General features: G+C 73.6%; 11 protein-coding genes. 2 read left to right on the plus strand and 9 right to left on the minus strand.

Annotation, left to right across the window (positions count from 1 at the left end; translation table 11 throughout):
• Positions 1-13 precede the first annotated feature (13 nt).
• The 8 genes from F6X68_RS24040 to F6X68_RS24075 all read right to left on the minus strand — a co-directional run bounded on the left by F6X68_RS24040 (position 14) and on the right by F6X68_RS24075 (position 8,380).
• A complete protein-coding gene (locus tag F6X68_RS24040; protein ID WP_151456411.1) occupies positions 14-2,071 on the minus strand; it encodes a glycogen debranching N-terminal domain-containing protein in 2,058 nt (685 codons plus the stop codon).
• Entirely contained in the window at positions 2,071-2,448 is a 378-nt protein-coding gene (locus F6X68_RS24045) for an SCP2 sterol-binding domain-containing protein (RefSeq protein ID WP_151456412.1), read from the minus strand. The genes F6X68_RS24040 and F6X68_RS24045 overlap by 1 nt, the downstream gene beginning before the upstream one ends.
• Before the next feature lie 120 nt (positions 2,449-2,568).
• On the minus strand, positions 2,569-3,135 hold the full coding sequence (locus tag F6X68_RS24050; protein WP_151456413.1) for a hypothetical protein: 567 nt from the start codon (positions 3,133-3,135) through the stop codon (positions 2,569-2,571).
• Positions 3,136-3,365: 230 nt separating this feature from the next.
• A complete protein-coding gene (locus F6X68_RS24055) occupies positions 3,366-3,782 on the minus strand; it encodes a CBS domain-containing protein (RefSeq protein ID WP_151456414.1) in 417 nt (138 codons plus the stop codon).
• A gap of 76 nt (positions 3,783-3,858) precedes the next feature.
• Positions 3,859-4,299: a PPOX class F420-dependent oxidoreductase gene (locus tag F6X68_RS24060; RefSeq protein ID WP_151456415.1), complete on the minus strand. Its 441-nt coding sequence runs from the start codon at positions 4,297-4,299 to the stop codon at positions 3,859-3,861.
• A 158-nt stretch (positions 4,300-4,457) separates the two neighbouring features.
• On the minus strand, positions 4,458-5,483 hold the full coding sequence (locus F6X68_RS24065) for an aspartate-semialdehyde dehydrogenase (RefSeq protein ID WP_151456416.1): 1,026 nt from the start codon (positions 5,481-5,483) through the stop codon (positions 4,458-4,460).
• Positions 5,484-5,741: 258 nt separating this feature from the next.
• Positions 5,742-7,088, minus strand: a complete 1,347-nt coding sequence (locus F6X68_RS24070) for a pitrilysin family protein (RefSeq protein WP_151456417.1) — start codon at positions 7,086-7,088, stop codon at positions 5,742-5,744.
• Entirely contained in the window at positions 7,088-8,380 is a 1,293-nt protein-coding gene (locus F6X68_RS24075) for a pitrilysin family protein (protein WP_151456418.1), read from the minus strand. Before F6X68_RS24075 ends, F6X68_RS24070 begins: the two co-directional genes overlap by 1 nt.
• A gap of 88 nt (positions 8,381-8,468) precedes the next feature.
• Between F6X68_RS24075 and F6X68_RS24080 the strand changes: the two genes are divergently transcribed.
• Positions 8,469-9,392: a phosphodiesterase gene (locus tag F6X68_RS24080; protein ID WP_225852392.1), complete on the plus strand. Its 924-nt coding sequence runs from the start codon at positions 8,469-8,471 to the stop codon at positions 9,390-9,392.
• Positions 9,393-9,477: 85 nt separating this feature from the next.
• Here F6X68_RS24080 and F6X68_RS24090 read toward each other — a convergent pair whose 3' ends face one another.
• A complete protein-coding gene (locus F6X68_RS24090; protein WP_151456419.1) occupies positions 9,478-10,632 on the minus strand; it encodes an alkaline phosphatase PhoX in 1,155 nt (384 codons plus the stop codon).
• A gap of 303 nt (positions 10,633-10,935) precedes the next feature.
• On the opposite strand from F6X68_RS24090, the gene F6X68_RS24095 reads away from it, so the two are divergent.
• The coding region (locus F6X68_RS24095; RefSeq protein WP_151456420.1) for a 3-deoxy-7-phosphoheptulonate synthase at positions 10,936-12,011 on the plus strand (1,076 nt) is incomplete at its 3' end.

Here is a 12,011-nt window from a genome sequence, read left to right on the forward strand (position 1 = left end):
AGCCGGGCCCGCGCTAGTCGGTGAGCCGGTGCATGTCGAGGCGGCCCCGGGCGAACGCGTCGACGCGGCCCCACCGGCCCGGGATGTCCAGCACCTCGATCCGCCCCATCCCGATCGGCAGCCGGGGCTCCACCGCGAGGTGCCCCTCGTGCGGCTCCAGGCCGAGCATCGTCCGCAACAGCAGCAGTGGCGTGCCGGTCGACCAGGCCTGCGGGCTGCACGCCGTCGGGTACTCCACCGGGAACTTGGTCAGCTCGCGGGGATAGCCCCCGAACGCCTCCGGCAGCCGGCCCTGGAAGTAGGTGGCCGCGTCGAGGATGCCGTTGGCGATGACCGCCGCCTCCTCGGCGAAGCCGTACCGGCGCAGGCCCCAGGCGATGAACGAGTTGTCGAACGGCCAGATCGTGCCGTTGTGGTAGCCGATCGGGTTGTAGCGGACCTCGCCCTCGGCCAGCGTCCGCACCCCCCAGCCGGTGAAGAGCCGGGGCCCGACCAGGTGCTCGGCGATCTTCTCGGCCCGGTCGTCGTCGACGATGCCGCTCCACAGCAGGTGACCGATGTTGGAGCTGAGCACGTCGCACTGGCGCCCGTCCGGGTCCAGGGCGAGGGCGTAGTACTCGCCGTCCGCCACCCAGAAGTCCCGGTTGAACCGCTCCTTGAGCGCCGCCGCCTCCCGCTCCAACCGGTCGGCGAAGTCCGGGTCACCCCAGAACTCGCGCGCCAGGCGGGCGGCCCGCAGCTTCGCGTCGTACGCGTACCCCTGCACCTCGCAGGTGGCCCGGGGGAACGGCGGCAGTGTGCCGTCCCGGTAGGAGATGGAGTCCCAGGAGTCCTTCCAGCACTGGTTCTCCAGGCCGGTGTCGGTGTTGCGCCGCTCGTACCAGATGTAGCCGCTGCCGACCAGGTCGGCGTAGTCGTCGATCCACTCCAGCGCGGCCCGGCACTCCCGCTCCAGCTCCCTGACCAGCTCGACGTCCCCGCTCCACTTCTCGTACTCGTCGAGCAGCACCAGGAACAGCGGGGTCGCGTCCACCGACCCGTAGTACGGCGAGTGCGGCTGTTCCTCGAAGGCGGCGGTCTCGCCGTACCGCATCTCGTGCAGGATGCGGCCCGGGTCCTCGTCCCGGAAGTCGTCGAACCGGGTGCCCTGGAGCGAGGCCAGGATCCGCAGCGTGGTCTTCGACAGCTCCGGCGTGAACGGCAGCGTCTGCAGGCAGGTGAGGATGCTGTCCCGCCCGAACATGGTCATGAACCAGGGCAGGCCGGCGGCCGGCAACGACGCCCCGCCGAGGGAGAGCGGCGAGAAGCGCAGCGCGGCCAGGTCGATCAGGCTGCGGCGGTACGTCGAGGCGACCCGGTCGTGCTGACTGTTGACCTTGGGGGCCCTGGCGATCCACTCCTCGAGGTCGTGCTGGAGGGCGAGCCGCTCGGTGGTGTGCGCCCGCAGCCCCATCCGCAGGTCCCGCCCGCCCGGGGAGACCGCCATCGTCTTGACGTCGATCTCGGATTTCCACTGCTCGTTGGGCTGGAGGTGGATCGAGTAGGCGAAGCCCTTGCGGTCGTAGCGTGGAGCCGGGGACGCGGAGATCAGCGTCTCCCGGATGAAGTTGCCCCGCCGGTAGCCCAGGCGCAGCCGGTCGGACTCGACCTCCGTGTAGATCTCGCCCTTCTTGTTGAGGATCTCGTCCTTGACCTGGAACAGGTCGGCGAAGTCGGACGCCGCCTCCATCCTGATCTCCAGGTCGATCGGCTTCTCGTCGTGGTTGAGGATGGTGAGCGTCTCCCGGAAACTGCCCCCCACCGCCCGCTCCCGGACGATCGACAGCTTCGCGTCGACGTAGTGGGTGGCCATCCCCGGCACCAGGAAGAAGCGGGCCTCGTAGTACTGCAGGTCGTCGTACGACAGGGGGGTGAGTCGGTCCCCGTTGACCGTCAGCACCCACGTCGACAGGAAGCGGGTGTCCAGCGAGAAGAACCCGGTCGGCTCGCTCGGCGTCGCCTCGATGTCCCCGGTGTCCTCTGACACCACGAAGGTGCTGCCGTCCAGGATCCGGATCGTGTTCTGCGCCATCACCGCACCTCCTGACGGGACCTGAAATGCCGACGTGGTCCACGGGTGTCCGGATGGCTGGGGAAGAGCCGCTCCATCTGCACCACCAGCCGCAGGTCTCCGCTCACCGTTATGTCCCCCCGCAGCAGCGCGGCCACCCCGTGCTCGCGGCCGGCGGCGACCTCCTCGAAGAGCTCGGGGCTGGTCCCGACCACCGTGTCGGCATCCTGGTCCTCCTGGCTGACCTGGAGCCGCCCGCGGTCGATCCGCAGCAGCCAGTGCGTCGTGTGCGCCCCCTCGTGCAGGTCCAGGCGCAGGGTCCCGGAGGACTTCGCCAGCAGGGGGTCGTACCCCCGCCGGTCGAGGTCCTCGAAGAACCTCGTCGTCGCGTCCACCATCGGGTCTTCTCCTCCCCCGTCGGGCAATGTCCCTGCACGGGGTCCCCGTCCGGTGCCGGGCCAACCTCGCCCGGACCGGGTGAGTCGCCCGCCCGGCGGGGGTGGCCCTGCGCGTACGGGCTAGATCAGGAGGGTGTCGTGGCGGTCGTTCCGGCGGCGGACGTGGCCGCGCCACCCGGCGAGCAGTGCGATGAAGGTCCAGCCGGCACCGCCGAGGAGCAGTGCCGCGACCATGCCGCCGGAGTCGACCCGGTCGGCGGCCTCGAGTTCGACCACCCCGTCGGGATCGGTGAGCACGGCGAGCCTGTCGCCGACCTGGTAGCTGGGGTTGCTGCCCTGGTGGACCAGCGGCTCGTCGAGGCGCCCGTCGGCGCCCTGGAGCGTGAAGGCATGCCGCTTGCCGACGACCGACACGTCGACGATCGTCACCTCCTGGCGGACGCCGCGCGCCTCCAGCACCGCCTCGGGTGCGAGCTGCACCGAGCCCACGAGGACGAACAGGGCCGGCCCCATGGCGAGGAACGCCAGCCACGCGGCCCGGTGCAGCAGACGCACGGCGAGCACGAACACCAGGCAGAGGAGCAGCCCGGTGACGATCGGGACGACCTTCGCACCGACCGCCACGTACGCGATGGCGGTGTTCACCGCGACCACGGCCAGGCCGAACAGGACCAACAGCACCGTCATCGCCGTCGACCTACCGGCCGACCACGCTCCCGCGACCGGCACGGGCCCGGTCGGCGGAACGGGCCCGGTCGGCGGCAGGGTGGGTCGGACGTCGGGGCGCCAGCCGGTCGGCGCGATCCGGCCTGGTGCGGGGGGCTCTGCGGACACGCCGGGATCATAGATCCGGCGGTCCAGCCGAGGACCGGCGCGCCGGCCCCCATCTCGGGGAGCCGGCGCGTCGACGCGTACGGTCAGTTGTTCGGTTCGTCGGCGCTGATGTCGGCGAGCACCGACTGCGGTTCCCGCTCCACGGCGAGGTCACCCATCGAGACCAGGCCCACCAGCCGCCCGTCGTCGATGACCGGCAACCGGCGTACGGCGTAGGTCCGCATCAGGTCGGCGGCGGCGACCGCGTCGTCGTACTGGCTGACCGTGATCACGTCCTTGCTGGTGATCTGGTTGAGCGGGGTCGAGTTCGGGTCCATGTTCTCGGCCACGCCCCGGACCGTGATGTCCCGGTCCGTCACGATGCCGATGACGTCGTCGCCGTCGGTCACCACCACGTCGCCGATGGCGCTGTCGCGCATCTCCTGCGCCGCGGCGATCAGCGTGTCGTTGCCGTCCATCGTCACCAACCGGGTCGTCATGAACTCTCCGACCGTTGTCATGGTGCTCCCCTCTCGGTGTCGGCACCGCCGTCTACCCGCCGACCGCACGGGGTAACGCGCGCGACCCCGGCCCGGGTCAGGCGCGCGGCGGGAGGCCGTAGAGGCGCTCGACGTGCAGCCGGAGCACGAGGCGCCCCTCGGCGACCATCGCCCGCCGGTAGTCGGCCCAGTCCGGATGCTCCCCCTGGATCGCCCGGTAGAGGTCGACCAGCTCCGTCACGGTCGCGTCCTGCGGGTCGGCGGCCACCGGCGTCAGCTCGGCGCGCCCCTCCGCGACCGCGTACGCCCAGCCGTCGTCGCTGGCGACGTGGAACGAGGCGCGCGGGTCCCGGCGCAGGTTGGCGGTCTTGGCCCGGCCGTCGGTCACCGAGACGCGGATCAGGGCCGCGCCGCTGTCGAAGGCGTAGATGACGGTGGAGAGCTGCGGGCGCCCGTCCCGCTTGAGCGTGGCCAGCACCCCCAGCCGGTGGCCGGCGATCAGCTCCGTCAACGCCCGCTGGGTCTCGTCGTCCGCCACGGCAACCTCCGCTTCGACCGGTCACGGCGTTCCCATCGAACCACGGCGGACGCCCCGCCCGCGCCCGTGTGCCCGCCGTACGCCGACGCGACGGGCCGCACCGGGGGACGCGACGGGCCCCCGCCACAGCTGGCGGAGGCCCGGGGAAGGCGCGTCGGTCAGCGGCGCTCGGCGGCGACCAGCTCGGCGAGCTGCACCGCGTTGAGCGCGGCGCCCTTGCGCAGGTTGTCGTTGGAGCAGAACAGGGCGAGGCCGTGCTCGACGGTCTCGTCGGCGCGGATCCGCCCGACGAAGGTCGGGTCCTGGCCGGCCGCCTGCAACGGGGTCGGCACGTCGGCGAGCGCCACGCCGGGAGCGCCGTCGAGCAGCTCGCGGGCCCGCTGCGGGCTGATCGGGCGGGCGAAGCGGGCGTTGATCTGGAGCGAGTGGCCGGTGAAGACGGGCACCCGTACGCAGGTGCCGGAGACGCGCAGCCCGGGGATCTCCAGGATGCGGCGGCTCTCGTTGCGCAGCTTCTGCTCCTCGTCGGTCTCGAAGCTGCCGTCGTCGACGATCGAGCCGGCGAGCGGGAGCACGTTGAACGCGATCGGCCGGGCGAACGAGCGGGGGGCCGGGAACTCCACGGCCGCGCCGTCGAAGGCGAGGCCGGCGGCGTGCTCGGCGACCTTGCGGACCTGCTCGTCGAGTTCGGCGACGCCGGCCAGGCCGGCGCCGGAGACCGCCTGGTACGTCGAGACGACCAGGCTGACCAGTTCCGCCTCGGCGTGCAGCGGGCGCAGCACGGGCATCGCGGCCATCGTCGTGCAGTTCGGGTTGGCGATGATCCCCTTGGGGCGTACGGCGGCGGCGTGCGGGTTGACCTCGGCGACGACCAGCGGCACCTCCGGGTCCATGCGGAACGCCGAGGAGTTGTCGATGACGACGGCGCCGGCGGCGGCGACCCGGGGCGCGAGTTCCTTCGCGCTGCCCTTGCCGGCGGAGAAGAGCACGATGTCGAGCCCGGAGTAGTCGGCGGTGGCCGCGTCCTCCACGGTCACCTCGCCGTCCCGCCAGGGCAGGGTGCGCCCGGCCGACCGCGCCGAGGCGAACAACCGCACCTGCTCCGCCGGGAACTCCCGCTCCGCCAGCACCTGCCGCATCACGCCACCGACCTGGCCGGTGGCCCCCACAATGCCGATCCTCATGCCCGCGAGGCTACCCAGCCCGGCGACCCGACCGGGAACGCTTTCCCACCCACCGGGGCCGGCGGCGCTCCCGCCCGGCGGTGGCCGTGGCCACTCCGGGCCGCGCCGGGACGCAACGACCTCGCCGGAGGGGCCGGTGGGACGGGAGGATCGTCAGCCGGCGGGGCGGCCCGCCGGAGCATCCACGCCGGCCGCCCCGGACGGGCCACCCGCGCCGGCCGGGGGCGGCGCGACCCATGTCACACCGCCCCGGGCCGCTCAGGAGGCGTGGTCGACCAGCTCGCCCAGGCCGGTGGCGACGAGTTCGTCGCGGATCACCGCGGCGTCGCCCTCCACCACGATGGTGAGGTCCTCCGGGCGCAGGTGCGTGGCGGCCGCCGCGGAGACCTCCGCCACGTCGGCGGCGAGCAGCGACTCGCGCAACCGGGCGTGGTAGTCGTCGGGCAGGTCGTGCACGACCAGGGTGGTCAGCGCGGAGGCGATCGACCGGGGGCTCTGCAACTCGACGGAGAGCTGCCCGGCCCGCCAGGAGCGCGCGACCGCCAGCTCCTCCTCGGTCACCCCGGTCTCCCGGGTACGGGTGATCTCGCCGACCGACTCGACGACGGCCGGCGCGGTGACCGCCGTCTGCACCCCGGAGCTGACCCCGAACCGGCCGAACCGGCGGGACGAGGCGAAGTCGCCCCGGATGCCGTACGTGTAGCCGCGCACCTCGCGGATCAGGTGGTTGAGCCGGGAGGTGAACGCCCCGCCGAGCACCGTGCCGGCGAGCGTCATCGGCACGTGGTCGGGGTGGGAGCGGTGCGGCGACGGGTGGCCCAGTCGCAGCGTGGACTGCACCGAGCCGGGCCGGTCCACCAGGATGATCCGCCGGCCGGGCCGGGTCGGCACCTCGATCGGGCCGCCCCGGTCGACCGGCCCGCCGCCGGTGCCCGCGAACGCCGCCGCGCCGAGCGCGTCCAGGTCCAGCCGGTCCAGGTCCCCGGCGACGACCAGCGTGCCGGGGCGGATGAACCACTCGGAGTGGAAGACCGTGACGTCCTCGACGTCCAGCGCCGCCACCGACTCCGGGTCGCCGTAGAGGGGACGGCCCCAGCGGTTGCCGGCGCCGAACAGGTCCGCGCGCAGCGCCGCGTCGGCCCGCGGGCCGGGGTTGGCCCAGTCCATCCGCAGCGCGGTCGCCTCGTCGTCGCGGACCCGCCGGACGTCGTCCGGGTCCAGCTTCGGGGTGCGCACCGCCTCGGCGAGCAGCTCCACGGCGGCGTTCAGCCGCTCCACCGGCACCTGCACGCTGACCTGGAAGGAGTCCCAGTCCAGCCCGATCACCAGCTCGGTGCCGAGCCCTTCGATCGCCAGCGCGTACGCCGTCGCGTCGCGCTGCGCGGTCCCCTCCTCCAGGGCCTTGGCGAGCACCGCGCCGAGCCCTTCCTTGCCGGTGGGTTCGCGGCCGGCGCCCGCGTCGAGCAGCAGCAGCGCCACCGCCAGGTTCTGCCCGGGCAGGTGCGCGGCGACCACCTGACCACCCGCCACCGTGCGGCGGACCACCTGCGGGAACCGGTACGGGCGGGCGGCGCCGGGCCCGGGACGGTCGGCGATCAGCGTCATCAGGGCTTCTCCTCGGGCAGGTAGGTCAGGGTGACCCGGTCGTCGGCGGCGAGCACCTCGGCGGCGGCCTCGGCGATCTGCTCGGCGGTCACCGCGAGCCAGGCCGGCAGCCGCTCCGCGGCCTTCGCCGGGTCGCCGAACTGGGTGGCGTAGCGCCCGAGCGTGTCCGCCCGGCCGTCCACCGTGGACATCTGCCGCCACCACGAGGTGCTCAGCAGGGACTTGGCCCGGTCCAGTTCGGTGGTGGTGACCGGGACGGTGGCCAGTTCGTCGACCACCTCGGCCAGCCCGGCGCCCAGCCGTTCGGCGCTCACCCCGGGGCGGGCCGTGGCGGTGGCGATCAGCGGCGCGGGGGCGTGCGCCAGGTCCACCCCGTACGCCCCGACCATGTCGGGCTGGGCGATCCGCTCGCCGTCGGCGAGACGCTGGTAGAGGCGGCTGCCCCGGCCGCTGCCCAGCACGGTGGCGAGCACCGTCAGCACGTCGTAGCCGGGGCTGCCGAAGGGGTGGGTGCGGTGCGCGATGTAGACGCGCGGCGCCGGCACCTCGGCGGTGACCGTCTCCACGGCGGGTCGGCCGGTGGCCGGGACGGTCCGGCCGTCCGGGGCCGGCGGGATCTCCGCGCGCGGCGGGAGGGCGCCGAAGTACTTGTCGGCCAGCGCGAACACCTCGGCGGCCGAGGCGTCGCCCACGACGGTGAGCACGGCGTTGTTCGGCGCGTAGTACGTCCGGTGGAACGCCTGGAAGGTGGCCAGGTCGGCGGCGTTCAGGTCGGCCATCGACCCGATCGTGGCGTGGTGGTAGGGGTGCCCGGGCGGGTAGAGCAGCGGCAGCAGCCGCAGCCAGGCGTCGCCGTAGGGCACGTTGTCGTAGCGCTGGCGCCGCTCGTTCTTGACCACGTCCCGCTGGTTGTCCAGCGTCTCCTGGGTCAGCGCGGGGACCAGGCCGCCCATCCGGTCCGCCTCGAGCCACAGCGCCAGTTCCAGGTGCTCGGCGGGGACGGTCTCGAAGTAGTTGGTGCGGTCCGGGTTGGTGGTGGCGTTGAGCGAGCCGCCCGCGCCCTGCACCAGCTTCATGTGCTCGGTCTTCGCCACGTTGACCGAGCCCTCGAACATCAGGTGCTCGAAGAGGTGCGCGAAGCCGGTCTGCCCCTCGGGCTCGTGCCGGGAGCCGACGTCGTACCAGAGGTTCACGGCGACCGCCGGAGCGGTGCGGTCCTCACTCACCACCACGCGCAGGCCGTTGTCCAGGCGGGTGGTCTCGATGGGCCAGGGGTAACCGCTGTCGGGCATGGCACGACGCTATCCGATCAGGTGCGCGGGAGGGGACGCGCCGCACGCGGCGAGGCATCGACCGCCGGCCGCCGGGTACCGGGGAGGCATGCCGCCTGCCGCCACCGTGACCGACCGGGCCGCCGTCGCGGTCGACCGCGCGACCGCCGCCCTGACCCGGCTGCGCCGGGCCCGCCTGCTGCATCCCGCGGGCCGCTCGTTCGCGGGCGAGGTCGTCGTCTGGGGTACGTCGGGACCGCCGACCGGGGTGCCGCTGCTGGACGGCCCGGGCCACTTCCGGGCGACCGTCCGGCTCTCCAAGGGCGTGCCCACGCCGGGCGCCTGGCCGGACGTGCTGGGGCTGGCCGTGCGGCTGCACCGCGACGGTGAGCGGCCGTTCGACCTGCTGGTCAGCTCCAGCGGGGCCGCGCCGCTGCTGCGGAATTTGCCGCTGCCCCGGCGGCGCTTCGCGGGGACGTACAGCACGATCATGCCGTTTCGCGCGGGCCGGCGGCGGCTCTTCCTGGCCGCGCTGGCCGACCCGGAGTCGCCCGGCCTGGGCCGCAGCCTGGCCGAGGTGGCCGCCGCGGCCCGGGCGGACGCGCCGCGCCTGGTGCTCGCGGTCGCGTCCGCCGTCGGGCCGTGGCGTCCGTTCGGGCAGGTCAGCCTCGGTGCCCAGCTCGGCGCCCGGGAGGACGCGGCGCTGGCCTTCGACCCGATCGGCAACCTGCCGCCGGGGCTGCGGGCGGTCGGCCCGATCGCCTGGCTGCGGGAGCACAGCTACCGCGGCTCGCGACGGGCCCGGGGGCCGTGGCTCAGTCGGGGGGCTCGATGGGGGTCACCGTCTGATCGGAGGTACGCCGCTCCAGCACGGTGTCGGGGGCGGCGTTGCGGTCCTCCTCCCGGAGGTCGGACTCGGCGAGGATGGCCTCCGCCTGCGCGTGGGGGTCGTCGCTGCCGGCCGCCGCCTCCTCCGGCAGGAGGTGTGCGCGGGACTCCACTCGTTCCTGGTCGCTCTGCTCGTGACTCATGACCGCCCACATACCCCGCCGCCGCCTCCGGCACGCCGCATGATCGCGCCCGGATGATCGCGACCGGCCCCGGCGGCGGCGGGCCGCTCAGGAGCGGAACGGTCCGCGTACCTCGTAGGTGACGCCACCCGAGGAGGAGCCGGACGTGCCGCGCTGCGACGAGAAGTAGAACCGGCTGCCGTCGGGCGAGAACGCCGGCCCGCAGATCTCCGACGAGGACTGGCCGGTGATCCGCAGGAACGGGGCGACCACCCCCGCCGGGGTGATCACGTTGATCTCCATGTTGCCGCCGTCCTCGGCGACGTAGAGGTCGCCCGAGCGGGCCCCGGTGATGTTGTCCACCCCGGTCAGCGGCGCCGTCCCGGAGACCAGCGAGTCGTCGTACGCCAGGTCGATGCGCTGGTCGACCGCGTCGTAGGCCCAGACCCGGTTGTCGCCCTTGGTGGTGAACCAGCAGGTGCCGTCGGCGTACCAGCAGCCCTCGCCGCCGTTGAACCTCTTCGCCCCGGCGACCTGGTCGCGGGTGAGCGTGGGCGAGCCGTCCGGGTCGGGCACCCGTGCCCAGCTCACCGGGCCGCTGGTGCCCGTGCCGGCGACCAGCACCTCCAGGGTGCCGGCGGAGAGGTCGCCCCAGGTGGTCGGCCGGAACCGGTAGAAGCAGCCGTTGGTCTCGTCCTCGGTGAGGTAGACGACCCGGCGGTCCGGGTCGCAGGCGGCGGCCTCGTGGTTGAACCGGCCCATCGCGGCCCGCCGGACCCCGGCCCGGCCGCCCTGGGGGTACGTCTCGTAGACGTACCCCCGGTTGACCTCCTCGCCGGAGAGCCAGGTCCCCCACCCGGTCGCGCCGCCCGCGCAGTTGCGGTTGGTGTTCGACAGGATGCGGTACGCCGAGACGACGCTGCCGTCGGCGGCGAAGCGCACCGCGGATGCCCCACCGGTGCTCAGGATCTCGGAGTTCGAGACGTAGATCCAGCCGGTGCCGGCGACGAAGCAGGCGCCGCCGTCGGGCGCGTCGTGCCAGGTGTACGACGTGCCGGGCACCGCCTGGCGGGAGCGGGCGACGACCCGGCTGGTGAAGCCGGCGGGCAGTTGGATGCCGTTGGCGTCGGCCGCGCCGAGCGGCCCGTAGGGGCTGGCACCCGGCTGAGCAGGGGCGGCATGGGCGGCGCCGGCCCAGAGACTGCCGGAGAAGGCGGCGGCGCCGCCGACGACGGTGGCGCGCAGGACGGTACGACGGTCCATCGGGAACCTCCGGGAAACAGCGGTCGGTGTCGATGAAACTACCGTCGCACGCATCGATGGAGGTGAACACGAAGCGAGTCTTTCCCGACGACCGGGTGGACCTTCCCGCGCAACCGGGTACGCTTGGCCGCGTGACGCGTTCGTATCGATGGTTTAGGCAGCCGGCTCGCACGCCGGTGACTTCACCATGATCTGACGTCACCACATTCGAGCCGGCCGGGCAGGAGCTCTCGTTCCTGCCCTTTTGCGTACGAGCAGCCGGCTCGACCTGGGCACCGGCCCCGGGGCACGGTCGGCGGAAGGATTCCCACCGTGACCACCCCGGAGACCGTTCGGGTCAGCGATCAGCGGATCGACCGTGTCGTGCCGCTGACCACCCCGGCCCTGCTGCACCACGACCTGCCCCTCGACGACACGCTCGCCTCGGCCGTGCTGGCCGGGCGACGCGCGGTCGGCCGGGTGCTGGACGGCGCCGACGACCGCCTGCTGGTGGTGGTGGGCCCGTGCTCGGTGCACGACCCGGCCGCCGCCCTGGAGTACGCCCACCTGCTCCGCGACGCCGCCGCCCGGGTGGCCGACGACCTGCTGGTGGTGATGCGGGTCTACTTCGAGAAGCCGCGCTCGACGGTGGGCTGGAAGGGCCTGATCAACGACCCCGGGCTGGACGGTTCCGGCGACGTCAACACCGGCCTGCGTACCGCCCGGGCGCTCCTGCTCGACGTGCTGCGCCTGGGGCTCCCCGTCGGCTGCGAGTTCCTCGACCCGATCACCCCGCAGTACATCGCCGACACGGTGGCGTGGGGCGCGATCGGCGCGCGGACGGTGGAGAGCCAGGTGCACCGGCAGCTCGCCTCCGGCCTGTCGATGCCGATCGGCATGAAGAACCGCCCGGACGGCAGCATCGGCACCGCCGTGGACGCCATCCGCGCCGCCGGCGTACCGCACGTCTTCCCCGGCATCGACGTCTCCGGCACGCCGGCGATCCTGCACACCCGGGGCAACGCGGACGGGCACCTGGTGCTGCGCGGCGGCGGCGGGCGGCCGAACTACGACGCGGAGTCGGTGGCCGGCGCCCTGGAGCTGCTGCGGGCGGCGGGCCTGCCCGAGCGCGTGGTGATCGACGCGAGCCACGCCAACAGCGGCAAGGACCACCGCAACCAGCCGCGGGTGGCCGCCGACGTGGCCGCCCAGCTCGACGCCGGCCAGCGCGGCATCGTCGGGATCATGCTGGAGAGCTTCCTGCTCGCCGGCCGCCAGGACCTTGACCCGACCCGCGAGCTGACCTACGGCCAGTCGGTCACCGACGCCTGCATCGGCTGGGACACCACCGAGGAGGTCCTCAGCCACCTGGCCGCCGCCGTCCGCACCCGCCGCCGTAC

Origin of the sequence: Micromonospora sp. AMSO12t (assembly GCF_008806585.1) — a bacterium.
In the GTDB taxonomy this organism is placed as follows: Bacteria; Actinomycetota; Actinomycetes; order Mycobacteriales; family Micromonosporaceae; genus Micromonospora; species Micromonospora reichwaldensis.

Coding starts and splice junctions, on each gene's coding strand:
- F6X68_RS24040 (WP_151456411.1), bottom strand. CDS start 2,071: ATGGCGCAGAACACGATCCGGATCCTGGACGGCAGCACCTTCGTGGTG.
- F6X68_RS24045 (WP_151456412.1), bottom strand. CDS start 2,448: ATGGTGGACGCGACGACGAGGTTCTTCGAGGACCTCGACCGGCGGGGG.
- F6X68_RS24050 (WP_151456413.1), bottom strand. CDS start 3,135: ATGACGGTGCTGTTGGTCCTGTTCGGCCTGGCCGTGGTCGCGGTGAAC.
- F6X68_RS24055 (WP_151456414.1), bottom strand. CDS start 3,782: ATGACAACGGTCGGAGAGTTCATGACGACCCGGTTGGTGACGATGGAC.
- F6X68_RS24065 (WP_151456416.1), bottom strand. CDS start 5,483: ATGAGGATCGGCATTGTGGGGGCCACCGGCCAGGTCGGTGGCGTGATG.
- F6X68_RS24070 (WP_151456417.1), bottom strand. CDS start 7,088: ATGACGCTGATCGCCGACCGTCCCGGGCCCGGCGCCGCCCGCCCGTAC.
- F6X68_RS24075 (WP_151456418.1), bottom strand. CDS start 8,380: ATGCCCGACAGCGGTTACCCCTGGCCCATCGAGACCACCCGCCTGGAC.
- F6X68_RS24080 (WP_225852392.1), top strand. CDS start 8,469: ATGCCGCCTGCCGCCACCGTGACCGACCGGGCCGCCGTCGCGGTCGAC.
- F6X68_RS24090 (WP_151456419.1), bottom strand. CDS start 10,632: ATGGACCGTCGTACCGTCCTGCGCGCCACCGTCGTCGGCGGCGCCGCC.